At 63.1% G+C, this 16,210-nt stretch carries 29 protein-coding genes; 14 read left to right on the top strand and 15 right to left on the bottom strand.

Translation table 11 applies throughout. The features are described from left to right. Positions 1-3 precede the first annotated feature (3 nt). The 12 genes from K2O51_RS23055 to K2O51_RS23110 all read right to left on the bottom strand — a co-directional run bounded on the left by K2O51_RS23055 (position 4) and on the right by K2O51_RS23110 (position 6,375). The gene (locus K2O51_RS23055; RefSeq protein ID WP_220630791.1) at positions 4-444 is read right to left on the bottom strand and encodes a hypothetical protein; all 441 of its coding nucleotides are present in this window, start codon (positions 442-444) and stop codon (positions 4-6) included. Between the two features lie 155 nt (positions 445-599). After that, a complete protein-coding gene (locus K2O51_RS23060; RefSeq protein ID WP_220630792.1) occupies positions 600-1,223 on the bottom strand; it encodes a hypothetical protein in 624 nt (207 codons plus the stop codon). Continuing rightward, a complete protein-coding gene (locus tag K2O51_RS23065) occupies positions 1,223-1,423 on the bottom strand; it encodes a hypothetical protein (RefSeq protein ID WP_220630793.1) in 201 nt (66 codons plus the stop codon). Before K2O51_RS23065 ends, K2O51_RS23060 begins: the two co-directional genes overlap by 1 nt. After that, positions 1,420-1,842 carry a recombination protein NinB gene (locus K2O51_RS23070; RefSeq protein WP_220630794.1) on the bottom strand — a complete coding sequence of 141 codons (423 nt, stop codon included), beginning with the start codon at positions 1,840-1,842 and terminating at the stop codon, positions 1,420-1,422. The genes K2O51_RS23065 and K2O51_RS23070 overlap by 4 nt, the downstream gene beginning before the upstream one ends. A gap of 2 nt (positions 1,843-1,844) precedes the next feature. After that, on the bottom strand, positions 1,845-2,039 hold the full coding sequence (locus K2O51_RS23075) for a hypothetical protein (RefSeq protein WP_220630795.1): 195 nt from the start codon (positions 2,037-2,039) through the stop codon (positions 1,845-1,847). Positions 2,040-2,219: 180 nt separating this feature from the next. Beyond that, positions 2,220-2,783 carry an SANT/Myb-like DNA-binding domain-containing protein gene (locus tag K2O51_RS23080; protein ID WP_220630796.1) on the bottom strand — a complete coding sequence of 188 codons (564 nt, stop codon included), beginning with the start codon at positions 2,781-2,783 and terminating at the stop codon, positions 2,220-2,222. A gap of 1 nt (position 2,784) precedes the next feature. After that, positions 2,785-3,246, bottom strand: a complete 462-nt coding sequence (locus tag K2O51_RS23085) for a RusA family crossover junction endodeoxyribonuclease (RefSeq protein ID WP_220630797.1) — start codon at positions 3,244-3,246, stop codon at positions 2,785-2,787. 36 nt (positions 3,247-3,282) lie between these two features. Beyond that, the gene (gene dnaB, locus K2O51_RS23090) at positions 3,283-4,668 is read right to left on the bottom strand and encodes a replicative DNA helicase (protein WP_220630798.1); all 1,386 of its coding nucleotides are present in this window, start codon (positions 4,666-4,668) and stop codon (positions 3,283-3,285) included. After that, positions 4,665-5,486: a hypothetical protein gene (locus K2O51_RS23095; protein ID WP_220630799.1), complete on the bottom strand. Its 822-nt coding sequence runs from the start codon at positions 5,484-5,486 to the stop codon at positions 4,665-4,667. The genes dnaB and K2O51_RS23095 overlap by 4 nt, the downstream gene beginning before the upstream one ends. 31 nt (positions 5,487-5,517) lie before the next feature. After that, positions 5,518-5,682: a hypothetical protein gene (locus K2O51_RS23100; protein WP_220630800.1), complete on the bottom strand. Its 165-nt coding sequence runs from the start codon at positions 5,680-5,682 to the stop codon at positions 5,518-5,520. Further along, positions 5,679-5,999: a hypothetical protein gene (locus K2O51_RS23105; protein WP_220630801.1), complete on the bottom strand. Its 321-nt coding sequence runs from the start codon at positions 5,997-5,999 to the stop codon at positions 5,679-5,681. The genes K2O51_RS23100 and K2O51_RS23105 overlap by 4 nt, the downstream gene beginning before the upstream one ends. A gap of 133 nt (positions 6,000-6,132) precedes the next feature. Beyond that, a complete protein-coding gene (locus tag K2O51_RS23110; protein ID WP_220630802.1) occupies positions 6,133-6,375 on the bottom strand; it encodes a hypothetical protein in 243 nt (80 codons plus the stop codon). Here K2O51_RS23110 and K2O51_RS23115 point away from each other — a divergent pair. The 11 genes from K2O51_RS23115 (at position 6,374) to K2O51_RS23160 (ending at position 12,263) form a co-directional block, all read left to right on the top strand. After that, complete coding sequence (locus tag K2O51_RS23115; RefSeq protein ID WP_220630803.1) at positions 6,374-7,711, top strand: S24 family peptidase; 1,338 nt, start codon at positions 6,374-6,376, stop codon at positions 7,709-7,711. The genes K2O51_RS23110 and K2O51_RS23115 overlap by 2 nt on opposite strands. Positions 7,712-7,880: 169 nt before the next feature. Then, positions 7,881-8,165, top strand: a complete 285-nt coding sequence (locus tag K2O51_RS23120; protein ID WP_220630804.1) for a hypothetical protein — start codon at positions 7,881-7,883, stop codon at positions 8,163-8,165. Continuing rightward, positions 8,162-8,395, top strand: coding sequence for a hypothetical protein (locus K2O51_RS23125; protein WP_220630805.1), 234 nt, complete (start codon positions 8,162-8,164; stop codon positions 8,393-8,395). The genes K2O51_RS23120 and K2O51_RS23125 overlap by 4 nt, the downstream gene beginning before the upstream one ends. Next, positions 8,392-8,517, top strand: coding sequence for a hypothetical protein (locus K2O51_RS35580; protein ID WP_280640415.1), 126 nt, complete (start codon positions 8,392-8,394; stop codon positions 8,515-8,517). Before K2O51_RS23125 ends, K2O51_RS35580 begins: the two co-directional genes overlap by 4 nt. A 1-nt stretch (position 8,518) precedes the next feature. After that, on the top strand, positions 8,519-8,668 hold the full coding sequence (locus K2O51_RS23130) for a hypothetical protein (protein WP_220630806.1): 150 nt from the start codon (positions 8,519-8,521) through the stop codon (positions 8,666-8,668). A gap of 22 nt (positions 8,669-8,690) precedes the next feature. Then, positions 8,691-8,966, top strand: coding sequence for a KTSC domain-containing protein (locus K2O51_RS23135; protein WP_220630807.1), 276 nt, complete (start codon positions 8,691-8,693; stop codon positions 8,964-8,966). Between the two features lie 29 nt (positions 8,967-8,995). After that, positions 8,996-9,979 (top strand): phage recombination protein Bet, encoded by a 984-nt coding sequence (gene bet / locus K2O51_RS23140; RefSeq protein WP_220630808.1) that lies wholly within the window; start codon positions 8,996-8,998, stop codon positions 9,977-9,979. After that, positions 9,979-10,563 (top strand): PD-(D/E)XK nuclease family protein, encoded by a 585-nt coding sequence (locus tag K2O51_RS23145; RefSeq protein WP_220630809.1) that lies wholly within the window; start codon positions 9,979-9,981, stop codon positions 10,561-10,563. The genes bet and K2O51_RS23145 overlap by 1 nt, the downstream gene beginning before the upstream one ends. A gap of 23 nt (positions 10,564-10,586) precedes the next feature. After that, complete coding sequence (locus K2O51_RS23150; RefSeq protein ID WP_220630810.1) at positions 10,587-11,411, top strand: hypothetical protein; 825 nt, start codon at positions 10,587-10,589, stop codon at positions 11,409-11,411. 29 nt (positions 11,412-11,440) lie between these two features. Continuing rightward, positions 11,441-11,944 (top strand): hypothetical protein, encoded by a 504-nt coding sequence (locus tag K2O51_RS23155; RefSeq protein WP_220630811.1) that lies wholly within the window; start codon positions 11,441-11,443, stop codon positions 11,942-11,944. 4 nt (positions 11,945-11,948) lie between these two features. Then, positions 11,949-12,263 (top strand): hypothetical protein, encoded by a 315-nt coding sequence (locus K2O51_RS23160; protein WP_220630812.1) that lies wholly within the window; start codon positions 11,949-11,951, stop codon positions 12,261-12,263. 8 nt (positions 12,264-12,271) lie between these two features. Here K2O51_RS23160 and K2O51_RS23165 read toward each other — a convergent pair whose 3' ends face one another. Together K2O51_RS23165 and K2O51_RS23170 are read right to left on the bottom strand one after the other, a co-directional pair. Continuing rightward, on the bottom strand, positions 12,272-12,868 hold the full coding sequence (locus K2O51_RS23165) for a hypothetical protein (protein ID WP_220630813.1): 597 nt from the start codon (positions 12,866-12,868) through the stop codon (positions 12,272-12,274). A 47-nt stretch (positions 12,869-12,915) separates the two neighbouring features. Further along, positions 12,916-13,140, bottom strand: coding sequence for a hypothetical protein (locus K2O51_RS23170; RefSeq protein WP_220630814.1), 225 nt, complete (start codon positions 13,138-13,140; stop codon positions 12,916-12,918). A gap of 95 nt (positions 13,141-13,235) precedes the next feature. Between K2O51_RS23170 and K2O51_RS23175 the strand changes: the two genes are divergently transcribed. Both K2O51_RS23175 and K2O51_RS23180 read left to right on the top strand, forming a co-directional pair. Further along, positions 13,236-14,150, top strand: a complete 915-nt coding sequence (locus K2O51_RS23175; protein ID WP_220630815.1) for a DNA cytosine methyltransferase — start codon at positions 13,236-13,238, stop codon at positions 14,148-14,150. After that, entirely contained in the window at positions 14,147-15,226 is a 1,080-nt protein-coding gene (locus K2O51_RS23180) for a DNA-methyltransferase (protein ID WP_220630816.1), read from the top strand. The genes K2O51_RS23175 and K2O51_RS23180 overlap by 4 nt, the downstream gene beginning before the upstream one ends. Positions 15,227-15,231: 5 nt before the next feature. Here the strand turns inward: K2O51_RS23180 and K2O51_RS23185 are convergent, their stop codons facing one another. Next, positions 15,232-15,495 (bottom strand): hypothetical protein, encoded by a 264-nt coding sequence (locus K2O51_RS23185; protein WP_220630817.1) that lies wholly within the window; start codon positions 15,493-15,495, stop codon positions 15,232-15,234. A 35-nt stretch (positions 15,496-15,530) separates the two neighbouring features. On the opposite strand from K2O51_RS23185, the gene K2O51_RS23190 reads away from it, so the two are divergent. Beyond that, positions 15,531-16,208, top strand: coding sequence for a hypothetical protein (locus tag K2O51_RS23190; protein ID WP_220630818.1), 678 nt, complete (start codon positions 15,531-15,533; stop codon positions 16,206-16,208). Positions 16,209-16,210 lie beyond the last annotated feature (2 nt).

Raw genomic sequence — 16,210 nt, forward strand, 5'->3', positions numbered from 1 at the left:
TTATCAGGGCAAGCGCCTCAGTGACTTTTGCACGATCTCAAGCAGCATCATTGCTACCCAACCCCGTACGTCTTCGCCCTGGCCAGTCTCTGGCGAGCAGACAATTGTGAAGTTGTTGACAGCAGTACCGACATTGCCGAGGTAATCAAAGTAGATAACCGCCAAAGGAACCTGCTCGAGCTTCCCATTCACCATGCGCCGAAACATGAGAGCGCCGCGGAGTACTTCGCTGCCGTTCGCGCTATAGAACACATGCTCAAGCGAACCAAGAAGACGCTCGTGGTGTACCACGGCAGTAACGGCGTGCCCCTTGTCATCCGATTTCTCGAAACGCACGCTTGGAAACTCGTTGCCGTTGATCAGAGCGGCGACGATGGAATCGCCAATCCTGTCGACTTCAGCGCCGCGTTTGGCATTCACGCCTGTCATCTGGCTGGGGAACATTCTTACCTCGGTTAGCTAAGGGGGCACTAGCTTGCCGGAAGTCTGCGGAATGAAAAAGCCCCCAAATGTGGGGGCTTCGGACGCTACTGCTGCGAGTCTGGGTGAAATCTACATCGCTTGTTTCAAAAACGCAAGATGTTTCTAACCGCTATCCCTTACGCAGCAACAGATTCCGCCGAGTCGCACGCTGTACGGTCCGGCACCAGGCCATGAGCCACGAAGGACGGTTCCAGCCGCTCCAACGCCAGCCTCTCCAGCGACCTAAAATTCGCCTCCATCCACTTCGCCGCCCGGAACACCCGCGTCTGATCGGCTTTGTGCTTGTCGGCCAGCGCCCGAAACGTCAGATCCTTGCGCAGCTGCTTCGGCAGGTAGTGCCGCGCCGTCAGGTCCAGCAGCAGCGTGCCGGCGGTGATCCCGCACGACCGGCGCGCGAACAACGCCAGGCGCTTGCAGCCGGCCAGCTTCTCCTTCCCGTGGCCGTAGCGCGCCAGCACCGCCGCGTATTCCGGGCTCGGCAGCCGCGTCTTGGCCGCGTCCGTGATCATCGCGTACTGCGCCCGGTATTCGTCCATGGTCAGACGGTCCGGGTCGAACTCCCCGGCTGGCCCGCGCAGTTCCGCCAGCCACTTCTCCTGCGCTGCCGTCGGCTCATCGATCGCTTCCAGCAGCTGTATCAGCATGTTCCGGAACGGCGCCTTCTGCCGCGGCGGGAGCGACAGCACCAGGTAGGACACGTGCAACGCGTGCGAGACGTCTGCGAACATCGGTTTTTCCATCACTTCTCCCCGTCATTGAAACTTTGGCAGCGCCGGCCGTGTGGGCGCCGCTTCCCGCCCGGCAGGAGCTTGGTGCAGACCGTGTGCGTGGTGCCCATCAGCCGCGCCGTGCGTTCGTGGACACAGCCCTTGCAGCTTCGGGCCTCGGTCTCCTCGTAGACCACCGCCGGGTCGCGGAACATGTAGGCCGGCAGGGTCACGTGTGCACCCCGTCGAACGTCACGCCGAACTCGTTCGCCGCATGCGCCTGCACTTTGGTCAGGAATTCGCTGAACTCCCCCGCTGTCATGTCGGAAGTCGACTTGCGCGTCAGGTGGATCCGCCCGTCCGGCAGCGTGCGCTCTATCTTCACGCCGTAGAGGTCGGCGAAGAACGTGTGCCACGTGTCCTTGTCGAACTGGCGCCCTTGCACCCAGGCCTGCTCGCTGACGTCGCGCAGCACCACGCCCCAGTAGTAGCGGTTGGACTCGTTGGTCCGCCTGCGCTCTTCGGCGGTCACGATGATGCGCAGCGGTGCGCCTTTATCCGCGCACGCCGCGGCATTGGCCTTGATGAACGAGACGATGAAGGGCCAGATGCCGGGGCTCTTCAACGTGAATTCCTTGTAAAGTGCGGCCACGGTCAGTCCTCCCTCGCCTCGTCCGGATCACCCCAGCCCGACATCACCTTCGCCTGGTAGCGCGAATGCCCTTCCTCGATGAGATCGCGGTACCGCTGGTACGTCTCGGCGATGCCCGGGTAGTAGCAGTCCTCGCACCAGCGCGAGCCGAATACCTGCACCTCGCAGCGGCACTTGTAGCAGCGTCCGTGGGTCATGCCAGCCTCGCCAGCCGCACGCCGCGATTCCAGCGGCAGTTGTCCGCGCGGTGGCCAAGCGCTCCGCAATAGCAGCAGTAGCCGTTCCAGGTCGTCTTCATTTCCAGATCCTCCAAAGCGGCCAGCCGAACGCCACAGCTAACCAGATCAAAAACATCGCGAGGCACAGGTCAGCGTCGGTCATGCCTTCGCTCCCATGCCGAACAGCGCGCACACCACGGCGTGCTGGCGCTTGACCTTCCCCGTCTTCAGTGCAGCGCGCGCGGCGTTGCGCGCCAGGTACACGCGATACGCGATCGGGTCGTTCTCGCGCAGCCGATTGCGGAAGCGCTTGGACGTCTCGGCCAGCGTCATCGGGCGCGGACGGCGGGCGCTCTTGCCGGGCATCGGCAGCCACAACGGCACGGGCGCGCCGTGCCCCGTCTGCCAGCGCGCGACATGCGCCTGCTTGGCCTTCTTCCGGTCGTAGAACAGGCAGTCGATCGTGTGCCGCGCGGCGCCGGTAGCCTCGGCCAGCTCGTGCACCGAGCGCGGCACGCCGTCGGCGCAGATGCGATGAATGGCGATCCACGTCGGCGAGCGCTCGGTGGTCAGCGGCTTTGAGCCCAACCCCATGGCCTTGGCCTTGTGGAACACGGTGTCGCCACTGCGGCCGAGGTGCGCGCCAATGACGCGGTACGACTGGCCGGTGGCCACAAGCTCGCGCAGCTTCTGTTCCTCTTCGGGTGTCCAGCGGGCGGCCATGTCATGCCTCCGCGAACAGGCCGGCCTGCACAATCTCGTGCTCGATCGCAGTCACCGTGACCACCAGGCGCCCTTCCCCGTCCGGCTCGGCCCGCTCGGCGGTAATGCGCCGCACCCACCGGTCGTCCTCGAACACGATGCCCTTGAGCGCGTCCATCAGCACCTTCTGAGCGTTGTCCAGGTCGATGCACTGGACCGTGTCATCCCAGAGCGCGCCGTCGCGGCGCATGCGCTTCTGCCAGTCCAGCGGGCGGTTCGGGAACAGCGTGTAGGCAACGGCTACGCGCCCCGCCAGCGGCGAATGGATGCCTGCAGCGCGCGCCAGCCAGCCCACCTCCTGCTTGTAGGCCTTGGCCTCCGGGCTCAGCGTGGTGACTGGCGCCTTGAATCCCTTCGGCATGTACGTGCGCCAGTAGCGGTTCGCGCTAACGGGATACGGTAGGGTCAGAACGATTTTCGTCATGTCGTACCTGATGCTGCGTATGGATTTCGTTTCAAATCAGAGCTCTGCGGCAATGCCGCGCTTGCGCACGGCCGGGCCGCCAGACAGCATCGGCAGCGGGCCCGTCCACTCGTCGAACTTCGTCACCGCGCCGCGGTACAGCAGCGGCACGTCGCCAAGCGCTCCGTTGCGCTGCTTGCGGATCAGCACCTCGGCGTAGCCCTTCAGGTCGGTGTTGTTCGGGTCGTACATCTCCGGTCGGTGCACGAACATCACGACGTCCGCGTCCTGCTCGATGTCGCCAGAGTCGCGCAGGTCGGAGAGGATCGGCTTCTTGTCCGGCCGGTCCTCGTTCTTGCGGCTGAGCTGCGCCAGCGCTATCACCGGGATGTTCAGTTCCTTGGCCAGCGCCTTCAGGCCACGCGAGTAGGCCCCGATCTGCTGCGTGCGCATCTTTTCCTCGCCGCCAGTCATCAGGCCGAGGTAGTCGACGATCAATACGTCCAGCCCGTGCTTGCGCTGGTGCGCCTTCGCCTTCATGCGCACCTCGAGCAGCGTCAGAGCCGGCGAGTCGTCCACGGCGAAGTTCAGGTCGGCGCAGGCCTGCACCGCGTACGTCAGGCGCGGCCAGTCGGATTCCTCCATGCGGTTCAGCAGCGACGACAGGCGAATGGTTCCGCGGCTGGCCGCCGCGCGCGCGACGATCTCCTGATCCGACATTTCCATCGACAGCAGCAGCACGCTGTAATCGGTCGATTGGTTGAGGCCGATCTCCGTGGTCAGCGCGGTCTTTCCCATAGACGGGCGGCCGGCCACGATCACCAGGTTGCCGCGGCGCAGTCCACCGTTGAGCGCGCGGTCGAGCGAATCGATACCGGTCGGGATGGCCGTCTCCACGGTGCCGTGGTACCGCTGGTCGACGCCCTCGACGAACTCGGTCATCAGCTCGGCCAGGAATTTCGGCTCGCGGCGCACGCCCACCTGCGCCAGGCCACCCAGCAGCGCCTGAGCACGATCCAGGATCTCGGCGCCCTTCATCGGGCTCGGCGTCTCGACCATCTCGAGCACCTTGCGTGCGGCGGCGGCTGTCTCGCGGAGCATGGCGCGGTCGCGCACGATCTCGGCATAGCGCGCAATGTTCGCGGCGCTGGGGGTACGGTGCGCGAGTTCGGTCAGATAGCCCAGGCCGCCGATGCGCTCGGCCCTGCCCTGCGATTGCAGCATCTCGAACACGGTCACGACGTCGGCCGGCCGGTTGGCGACGATCAACTGCACGATCTGCGAGAACACCAGCCGGTGGTCGTCGCGGTAGAAGTGCGCGGCGTCCAGGCCGTTTATGCGGTCCACTGCGTTGTTGTCGAGCAGCAGGCCACCCAGCACAGCCTGCTCGGCTTCGAGGCTGAACAGCGCGCGGGCCTGCGGGAAATCGTCGGGCGCGTTCATGCTGCGGCCTCCTCGTTGTGGTACCGACCCTCGCGGATCTTCGTGAAGTTCTCGGCCTTCACAATCCAGTCGAGGCTGGCAATGAACGGCTTCCGACCTTCAGGCGTGCGAGCGCGGCCGGTCAGGAACTCGGACTGGCCGATGTAGGTGAAAAGCTTCCGCCAGTAGCCAAGGTCCTGACGCTTCTTGTCCTCGTTCCAACGTGTGCGCAGGTTCACCTGCCGCGTGCCGCTCCATTCGCGGATGGCCGAGCACATGGGCAGCAGCTCGTGGTACAGCGCGATGATTTCCTGATGCGGGCAGGCAGGGCGAGAGGCTGGTTTGCCTCCGCCCTCGACCACGAAGAGGTCGGCAGCTGTGTCGCTGTCGACAACTACTTCGTTAGAAGTAGTAGATAACTCTTCTCTTCTCTTCTCTTCTCTGGTAGACGCTGATGTAGACGCACGTGTAGACGATGCAGTAGATGCCTCACTGCCTACAAGACCGTCTGCTTTTCTCTCCCGCCATCTTGCTTGTCGTTGATTCTTAAGGCTTCTTTCTTTTGCTGAATCGCCGTTGTGCTCGCCGAATTCAGGAATGCAAATTCCGCCTTCATCAACGCTCAGCCATCCAACGGAAGTAAGAGCTGCAGCGAGACCGTCTACACGCGTTGCACGGTCTACAAGCTGCGACGTTGCACCGTCTACACGACCGTCTACAGAATGACGGTCGATCCACGACCAGAAAGCAAACAGCGCACCGACGGCAAACATCTCATCCTTTCCCAGAGCCTCAGCAATCTTGAATACCTTGGGATGTGTGAAGAGGTCCGTCCGCATCTTGATCCAGTCTCCAGCCATTACTGCTACCTCACTGCTCCGCGCGGCTCACCTGGCTGGCCAGCAGCTCGGCGATCGCCTGTTTGGTTTCGGCGCACAGCTGCATGCGGACCTCGACCGTGTTGGCCAAAGTCATCCTATGCAGGAGTTCATTGACCCAGGCGCGCTGGGTGATTTGCTTCTGTTCCGCATTCATGCCGCTGCCCTCAAGCTGGCGAGCTGCTCCTCGAGTTCGCGAATACGCGCATCCTTCGACAGCTCGATCAGTTCGCAACCAGTCATCAGCGCGTCGTACTGGGCCGGCGCGCGGTTGCCGCAGATCGCCATCAGGTCAATGCGCTTCGTGTCCGGGAACCAGGCCTTGCCCTGCATGATTCGGCTGAAATGACCCTTGTCGATGCTCAGGGCCTCGCGGATGAAGTCATGGGAATGGCCGCTCAGCTGAATGCAGAGACGGATGGCATCGAGCCCATGGCGACACCGTTTGATCAGATCCATCGGCGCGTGCTGCATGGCCCTGGCTTCACCGAAGAAAGGCATTTCGCGTTGCATTTCGCTGACCCTTTGCGAATGGTTGAGGCAGGTTGATTTGCGTTGACGGTCCCTGCCCGTAAAAAATGGCATCACCCCTTTCGAGGTGATGCCTTCAAGCCGCTTTGGCGTAGAAGAAGGCCAGCAACTCTTCCCGTGAAAACGGAGCGCCAAAGTCGGCGCAGGCCCGCCAGAGAGCGTCCATGCTTGCTTTGCGCGGTACCTTGCGCGCGTAGACGAGGTGCGTCTCGATGTAGACGGTGGTCGTGTTCGCCGCCGATGCGAACGCCGCTCTGCGCTCCACCGGGAGTGATCGGTAGAAGGCTTTGAAGTCTCGGGCGCAGGTGTTTGTGTCCATGGCGCGATTCTATGACCGTTTTGGTCATAGCTCAAGGAGGATTTGTTACCACTTCGGTTTATTTACCTTTTGGGTTACTCCGGGTTCAATCACGCGCATGAAGTCAATCAAAGAAATCCGCCGCGAAAAGCTGGCGATGGCGATCGAGGAGAAGTGCGAGGGCAACCAGTCCCGCGCTGCGGAAGCGCTCGGCTACTCCTCCCCTTCGTTAGTGAACCGCTATGTCAGCGGCGCGAAGGACATTGGCGACCGCACCGCCCGCAAGATCGAAGAAACCTTCGGATATCCTGAGTTCTGGATGGATGAGGGCACCTCGCTAGTCCCTCCAAAGGCGGCCCTCTCGCTCGCACGAGGACTCGAACCGTGGCAGATAGAGGATGCCGCACGCCTGAGAGAGATGTTTGAGACGAAGACCAGGTACAGCCAGGAAGAATTCGGCCGGCGATTTGAGATCGGCAGCCAAGGAATGGTCTGGCAGTACCTGAACGGCCGCCGGGCCTTGAACATCAAGGCGGCCAGCGCTTTTGCCAACGGCCTGGGGGTTTCAGTGGATGCCTTCAGCCCGCGCCTCGCCGAGGAAATCCGCCTCGCCTCTTCACACGTCGCTGACTTCATCCCTGCTGTTCCAGCGGACGCGGAGTTGGACAAACGGCCGAGTGACCGCATTGCCTTGGTTATGGCCGAACAGCACCTCGACGTTCGGGACCTAGCACAGCTGCTTGGGGTCGAGCCGGCTGTAGTCCGCGCCTGGTTGGAGCCTGAAGCGCCAAAAATGGGGCTTCACCATGCCGTGAAGCTCCAGGAGGCCTACGGCTACAGCCCCAAATGGCTGCTCAATGGCGCTGGTGATCAAAAGCTAAGTGGTGCCGTTGAACCAGAGTTGGATGAACCCACTCTGCCCTTCGACACCTTCCCGATTCCGCAGGACGCATTTAGACGCATTCCCGTACAAGGCATGGCGCAGTTAGGAGACAACGGACACTTTGTGGACGTCGAATACCCCGTAGGCCACGGCGACGGCTATGTGTACTTCCCGACGCGAGATCCGGATGCTTACGCGCTTCGCTGCAATGGCGAATCCATGCGACCGCGCGTTAAGCACAATGAATTTGTGGTGGTTGAGCCAAACACGCAGATCCAGAACGGCGACGAAGTCCTAGTGAAATCGCAGGATGGCCGCGTCATGGTCAAAGAGCTGGCGTACGTTCGTGATGGCATCGTCCATCTCTCATCCGTGAACGAGAAGCACGGCATGCTCCGAATCCCCCACGAGCAGGTGGAACGCATGCACTTCGTCGCTGGCATCGTAAAGCGATCCGCTTGGCGGCCGGATTGATTCCCTGAGACACCGCGTCATAAGCCCGTAAGCCACGGGCTTATATTTTGCCTATGGCTGTTACCGGATAGGTAAAAACAATCAATCGGCGCTGTTACCTTTTTGGTTTGCTTTGCTGTTACCCGATTGGTAACATGCACTCCATCAACGCACTTGATGGAGTCCAGCAATGCCCAGCCCCGCCACCTACGCCCGGATTTTCCGCGGCCCGGCGCGCACAGACGAAACGCGCACCGTCGTGCATGTCGCCGGCCTGTTCTGGTCGATCACCGGCGAATTCACCACCCCGGCCATCGGCCGCACGCCCGCCTTCACCGCGACCGACGTCCGCCTGGTAAATGACGACGGCAGTGAGAGCGCCGACATGCTGGACATGCTCGCCCTGGCCTTCATCGTGCAGCTGCAGGAGCAAGCCGTGGAATCGCTCACGGAAGGCCGGAGGTACGCAGCGTGACTACCGCAGAACTCTCCTACGGCACGACCGCCGAGCGCGCGTTCCTCGACCAGATGGCCGCCGGCCCGGCCGCGCCGACCCTACTGCGCAACTACATCACCGCCGCCGATAAGCGCATCGCCTGGGGCTCGATCAACAAGACCGAGGTGCTGCTGTACGCCGAGATGCTGCTGGGCAATGCGCTGGCAAAGCAGGCGGCAGTTGATCGGCTTCTGCGGAGGGTGGCGTGATGGACAAGCAAGCCAGCCTGCGCGAAGTCCAAGCCCGCAACCGCGCGGTCCTCTACTACGTGCTCGGCATGTTCGCGGTGATCGCCGCCGCGCACGAGATCGTGGCCTACATCGGAGGCTGACGTGCACTACGACCCCGCATCCAACGCCCTACTGCGTGCCGCGCGTGCGCCGTCGCTGGCGCAACTCGTCGCGGCTGCCATCGGCTTCGGCCTGGCCGTCGGCTGCATCTGGTACCTGACCGTCGCCATTCGAGCCGGCGCCCTGTTCTGACCCTTCGCACCTGGAGACCACCATGGAACCCACCACGCCCGCAATCGACATGCAGGAAGTGCAGTCGTCGCAGATCCACAGCATCGGCCACGACGCCGAGAGCAACACCCTCGCGATCCGCTTCCGCGACTACAAGACCAACGGCCCGAGCTCGCTCTACCACTACCGCGACTTCAGCGCCGAGGACTTCGCTGCGTTCAGCAGGGCCGACTCGATCGGCAGCCATTTCAAGCAGCATATCAAGCCCTACGACAAGAAGTACCCGTACACGAAGGTCGAGGCCAAGCCGGCTGCCTGACCCTGCCCAATCACCTGGAGAACCACGTCATGTCCACTGCCGTTGCCGAGCGCCCGGCCCCGAACCAAAGTCTGGTCGCGAAGTTCGCCGGCCGCTACAACATCGATCCGAACAAGCTTCTGGCCACGTTGAAGGCAACAGCATTCCGCCAGAGGAACAACCGCGACATCACCGACGAGCAGATGGCCGCGCTGCTGATCGTGGCCGACCAGTACAAGCTCAATCCGTTCACGAAGGAGATCTTCGCCTACGAAGACAAAGGCGCGATCGTGCCGGTGGTCAGCGTCGACGGTTGGGCCCGGATCATCAATGAGCATCCGGCATTCAACGGCCTGGAGTTCCGGTATTCCGAGGAAATGGATACGCCAGCGGCCGGCAAGGCATGCCCCGTCTGGTGCGAGATCCTGATCTACCGCAAGGACCGCGACCGGCCAACCATCGTGCGGGAGTATCTCGACGAGACGTATCAAGGTCCGCGCGGCGAGAACAAGGTCAACGGCCCGTGGCAGAGCCACACGAAGCGCATGCTGCGCCACAAGGTGCTGATCCAGGGTGCGCGTATCGCATTCGGGTTCGCTGGCATCTACGACGAGGACGAAGCAGATCGCATCGTCGAGCGTGACATGGGCGCCGCCGACATGGCGCGCCCGGCTACCGGCCAGGTCGTCGCCATGCCGCAGGCAAAGCCCAAGGCGAAGCAGATTGAGCAGCAGGAAGCCACGACGCTGCAGCAGCCGGCGCGCGCGCAGCAGCAGGCCGAGCCGGTCGAGCGAGTCACTGCCGCCGAGCAGCCGGGCCGCCGCGCGCAGCAATCCCAGGCAGTCGAGGATGTCGAGGCGAACGACCTGGCTACCGATGGCGAGAAGCAGTGGGTGCGCAACAAGTTGAATGCCGCCGAGATCCCGGTGCAGGAAGCGCTCGACGCGCTTGGCTTGTCCACGCCCGACACGCTTGACGGCCTGACTCGCGACGCCTTCGTGGCGCTGCAGGACTACATCAGGGAGAACGGCTGATGTCTGAATTGCTCTTCGACGAGGCCACGCATACGTACACCGTGGGCGGTGTGGTCGTGCCGAGTGTGACGCAGATCCTCGCGCCGCTGAACGACCTGTCGTTCATCCCGGCCGAGACACTGGCGTACAAGCGCCAGCTCGGCACCGCTGTCCACAAGGCGACCGAACTGTACGACTCCGGCGACTTGGACGAGGACACCGTGGCCGACGTGGTGCGGCCCTACCTGGACGCCTGGATCCGCCTGCGCCGTGAGACGCCGCTGGAAATCCTAGGCATGGAGAAGCGCGTCTATCACCCCTCGCACCGCTACTGCGGCACGTACGACCGCCTAGTGAAGTTCGACGGCCGGCGCTGCATGTGGGACCTCAAGACGGGTGCAATGTACCCGAGCTACGGCCCGCAGACCGCCGCCTACAAGAACGCCGAGGAAAAGGAAAGCGGCAAGCGCATCGAGGGCCGTCACACGATCGAGCTGCGCGCCGATGGCACCTACCGCATACACGAGATGAAGGATCCCGACGACTGGGCAGTCTTTCTCTCTTGCCTGACCCTCCACAACTTCCGCAACAAGCACGCCGCCTGAGCACGGCACCGGAGAACGAGACCATGTCCGATACCACCAATACCCAAGGCTCCGTGGCCTATGACGCTAGCGACGCCGTCGTGCTTGGCACCAAAGCGCAACGCATGCTCACGGCGGCGCAAGGCTACGCGATCGACAGTCCGACGATGTACGAGCTGGCTGCCGAAGACCTCCGCGCGGTGAAGCTGCTCGCAAAGGATGTTGAGGAAAAGCGTACCGCCATCACCGGGCCGCTCAACCAGGCGGTCAAGGCAGTCAACGACCTGTTCCGCGCACCGAAGACCTACCTCGAACAGGCCGAATCGACCCTGAAGGGGGCGATGTTGACCTACGACCGCGAGCAGCAGCGCAAGGCCGACGAGGCGCGCCGTGAAGCTGAGCGCAAGGCTCGTGAGGAACGCGAGCGCATCGAGGCAGAGGCCCGCGCCGTGGAGAAGGCAGCCGCGGAGGAAGCCGAACGCATTGCCGCCGAAGCCAATGCTGCCGCCGCCTCAGGCAATGCCAAGAAAGCCGCAGAACTCGAGCAGCAGGCGATCGCCACCGCGGAGGCTGGCGCGAACGAAGCACGCTCCCTGGAGCTGTCCGCCGAGCTGGTCACCGCCGCGCCGGCGCCGGTTGCGACCTCTGCGCCGAAGGTGGCCGGCCTGTCCACGCGCCAGAACTGGAAGGCGCGCCTGACCGACAAGATGGCGCTGATCCGCTTCGTGGCCGAACACCCGGAGCACCAGCACCTGCTGGACGTCAACCAGTCCGCCCTGAATCAACTGGCTAAGGCGCAGAAGGATGCCATGCGTTTGCCCGGCGTCGAGGCCTATCCCGATGCCGTCATGTCGGCCCGCGCGGCCTGAGCCCAGTCAATCACCACGGAGCCACACCCATGCTCGAACTCGACACCGAACTGGTCAAGATCCTCCACATCAACACGCGCAATGAGAAGCACGGCGACGACCATGTCTTAGGCGTAGACCTGAAGCTGCAGGCGCGCCTGTCCAACGACGTGCTGTCGCTGTTCTCGCCGACGCTGAAGGCGAGCTTCTACCACAAGGACGAGTCGGTGCAGGGTGACCTGGTTACCGACGCCGGATACCTGCCGAACCTGAAGAACCCGGCCCTCGGTGTTGTGAAGTGGTCCGGCGACTGGGAGCACCACCGCCTGGTGATCCACAACGGCGTCAAGCCCGAGTTCGACATCGTGCTGGACGAATCGAAGGTCAACAAGCTGGCCTTCGACTTCCAGGAAGGTGGCACGGTTTTCGTCAACTTCCGCGTCCAGGCGCACCCGGACGAGACCACCACCGCGAAGCTGCTGTCGCTGCTTGGGCAGGAAGTGCACATGAGCCTGCACTTCGACGAGCCGGCCGCGCTACAGGAAGCGGCGTAACGCCATGGGCAAGCCGTTCCCCAGCTCCGCTGCCCTCGCGGCGCGCCGACTGAACGACGACATCGCCGACTTGGCGCGCGACTCCACGGCGCTGAAGCGCGAGAACGCGGAGCTACGCCGGCAGCTCGCGACCGCCGAAGAGGCGCTGGCCATCAGCCGCGAGGCGCACGCCGTCATGATGCTGCAGATCGCGCTGCTGGAGCGTCTGGCGCGCGAGATCAAGCGCGCCGCAGAGAAGCAACCACACTGGCCGCTCGCCCGCTGGGTGAAGTTCGGGCCGATGGCTGCGTTTCTGGCAACGATCAAGGATCCATCATGAAAACCGGTCTATCGGCTAAGAGCCGTTTCCGCACTCGCCACGATGCCAGCTGCAGCGCTCTCGAACGCCTTCGCCCTATTGACCCAACCCACCGCTTCCGCAATGAAATCAGAGTCGAGCGCGTGGCTGGACCGGCCGAGGTGGCTTTCCACTTTTCTCGCCATCTCTTTCAGCTGAGTTCGGATAGACAGCGTCAGGGGGCCAGCGTCGAACTCCTGGTCTTGCTCCTCGATCCTGCGAGAGGCATCCGAAAGGACTGTCAGCGACGACAGGTCAAAGGAAAAGCCATGGGGGCCTCCAACTGCGCCAAAGGTCTGTACATCGTGATGAAGATGCATTGCGGCCAAGACGACCTCACTGACTACCGCCTGGAGACGTCGAGCCATGAACAGCCGATGAACAAGATCAGCCCGCCTTCGCTCCACGATCTGGTTCTGTTGCTGCCTCCACGGCACATAGATTGCGATTCCAATGCCAACAATGGATCCAATCGCCTGCACCCAAGAGGCCCACGCCGAAGCATCGAGACAAAAGATCGATTGCGCTGTGGCAATCGCCATCGCGATGCCAACGATGGCCACATAACCAATCAGCCAAAAACTCACGCGATGCTCCCGTTCCTATTTTTGGGAGGCATCCTAGCATGAGCGCGTCAGCAGTCATCATCCATCATCGCCACAGCGGCGCAACATCGCGCCATCGCGCGGTAGACCAGGTCGGCCTCCGCTTCGGGCATGTGCTCGCACAGGTCGTAGCAGTCGTCGATCGCTACGGCCAGCGCATCGATACGGTCCTTGATCGTGCAGGCCTTCGCCAGGTTGCGAAGCGTGCAGTGGAGCGCCGCGATCTCGGCGCGCAGTTCGTGTGTCGTGTCCATGGAAGCCAGTCTATCGACGGCGGCTATGCCTTCCATGCGACGAGTCGGAATCCAGTACTGCATTTGAATGCGGAAACGTCCGCAAGGATCGCAGCATGAAAGCAATCGACCTGTTTGCCGGGGCCGGCGGCTTCTCCACAGGTGCGCAAATGGCGGGAATCAAAGTGGTATGGGCCGGCAACCACTGGCCCGTAGCCGTGGAGACACACGCTGCAAATCATCCGGATACGCAGCACGTCTGCCAGGATCTGCATCAAGCCGACTGGACGAAAGTCCCCGCGCACGACATTCTGCTGGCGTCGCCCTGCTGCCAGGGCCACAGTAAGGCGCGCGGCAAATCAGCCAACAATCCGCAGCACGACGCCAGCCGCTCGACAGCCTGGGCAGTTGTGTCCGCGCTGGAGTATCACCGGCCGGCCTTCGGCATTGTCGAGAACGTTCCGGAGTTCGTGCAGTGGTCTCTGTATCCAGCATGGCGACTTGCGCTGCAGGCGCTGGGCTATCAGGTGGCACCGCACATCATCGATGCAGCCGATCACGGCGTGCCGCAGCATCGCGAGCGGCTGTATCTGGTGCTAAGCAAGAGTGAGCGCCCGATGATGCTTCAGCTGCCCCAACGCAAGCACGTGCCCGCAGCGGATATCATCGACTTCGGCGTGGGGAACTGGTCATCTGTCGAGAAGCCCGGCCGCGCTGCGGCAACACTCCAACGCATCGCCAATGGGCGGCGCGCGCATGGTGATCGCTTCCTGACCGCCTATTACGGCAACGAGGCCGGCGGCCGGTCGCTGGGTCGACCGCTCGGCACGATCACAACGCGCGACCGCTACGCCGTGATCGACGGCGATCGCATGCGCATGCTGCGCGCCGAGGAATGCCGAGCCGCTATGGGCTTCCCAGTGGATTACCGGCTGCCGCCTCAGCACCGCACGGCCGTTCATCTTCTGGGCAACGCTGTCTGCCCGCCGGTGGCGCGCGACATCATCTCGGCAATCCGGGAGGCAGCGTGATCCTCGACCACTGCTACCAAGGTGACTGCCGCGCCGTCGTGCGCGATCTGATCGCCTCGGGCGTGCGCGTGCAGTGCATCGTCACGAGTCCGCCGTATTGGGGTCTGCGCGACTATGGCGTCGACGGCCAGCTAGGTCTGGAACCTTCGCTGCAGGAATTCCTGGCCCACATGGTCGGGGTGTTCGATCTATGCCGCCAGTTGCTCGCCGACGACGGCACGCTATGGCTGAACATGGGGGATGCCTATGCCGGATCGTGGGGCGCACAGGGCAGGCCTCAAGGTATGGGCGATATGACCGGCCGCAGTGTGGCCAGCGCCAGGCAGATCGGCGCGAGCCCGCGCTTCGGCAGCGGCACTGGGACGCGCGGCCGTGAATTGGGCCTGAAGTCCAAGGATCTGATGGGCCAGCCGTGGCGACTTGCCTTCGCGCTGCAGGACGCCGGCTGGTGGCTTCGCCAGGACATCATCTGGCACAAGCCCAACCCGATGCCCGAGAGCGTGCGCGATCGCTGCACGAAAGCGCACGAGTACCTGTTCCTGCTCACCAAGAGCGAGAAGTACTTCTACGATTTCGACGCTATGCAAGAGCCCGTCACCGGTGGCGCTCACGCGCGCGGATCTGGTGTGAACCCAAAGGCCGCACCGAGCGGGTGGGACACGTCGCCTGGCGGCCACCGCGAACTGAAGGGACGCTACCCTGGTACCGGTGTCGGCTTTGGACGCGGCTATGACGCAATCGTGAAGCCTCGTGTGAAGCAGAACGCGTCATACAGCGCCGCCGTGACGGATGTGGTCGGAACGCGAAACCGCCGCAGCGTCTGGACCATTCCGACGCAGTCGTACGACGGCGCGCACTTCGCGACCTTCCCGGAGGCGCTAGTCGAGCCTTGCATCCTGGCGGGATCTCGCCCCGGCGACATCGTCTTCGATCCGTTCATGGGTTCCGGCACGACGGCCAGCGTCGCACAGCGCTTGGGCCGTCGATGGCTCGGCGCTGAACTGAATCCGGAATACATCGCGCTGCAGGCCGACCGGACGCGGCAGCCTGGGCTCGTGCTGGAGCCCCAAGCATGAGCGCGCTATTGATGTGTTCGGCCAAATCCGGCATGCAGCCGGATCTCAGCCTCGACAGCACTGATTGCCTCATCTTCGGTCGGGAAGTGGCTGTATGTAATGCGCACCTTCATACCGCCAAATCTGTCGGCCAGCAGCTCATGCGCATCCTCATCAGTCGCTCCGATACGCCAAACGTACTGAGCGCGCCACCATCCATCGCTGTCCTGGAATGTGGTGACCATGTAGACGAACTTGCCATCAAGAACGTGCCAAGGAACGCTGCTCACGTTCACTCCTATAAAGAACGGAAACCCATTTTGCCATGACGAAAGAACGCCCCATCCTCTTCTCCGGCGCCATGGTGCTCGCCATCCTCGACGGCCGGAAGACGCAGACGCGGCGCGTGCTGAACCAGGCTACCGGTCCGAGCCTGAGTGTCGGCATAGAGGACGAACCTGGCGTGGCTGAACTGTCATGGCTGTATGGCGACGGCCCCGGCCACGAGGTGCACGAGTGCATCCAGCGCGTAGCCTGCCCCTACGGTAGGCCGGGTGACCGCCTGTGGGTGCGTGAGACGTGGGCACGGCCGGCCGCGCTGGATCCGGGTCCGACCGTCTACCGCGCGGACTATCCCGCGTGCGTGCCGGCCGCCTTTGAGAACGTCCCGCCGGCGGATGCCATCACCTGGAAGCCGAGCATCCACATGCCACGCGCGCTATCGCGCATCCTGCTGGAGGTAACCGGCGTGCGGGTAGAGCGGCTGAACGACTGTAGCCAGGCTGACGCAATCGCCGAAGGCGCGCCGCCGAGTCATCCGTCGATCGACGTGGTATCCCGTCAGTTCGGATACGAGGACTTCTCTCGGTCGTGGTACGCGCAGCTATGGGAGCAAATCAATGGCGCAGGCGCGTGGGAGGCGAACCCGTGGGTCTGGGTGATCGAGTTCAGACGCATTTATCCCGAATTATCCAAAGGCGATAATTACCTACCACATCGCTAAAG

The organism is Cupriavidus pinatubonensis, from assembly GCF_019602855.1.
In the GTDB taxonomy this organism is placed as follows: Bacteria; Pseudomonadota; Gammaproteobacteria; order Burkholderiales; family Burkholderiaceae; genus Cupriavidus; species Cupriavidus pinatubonensis.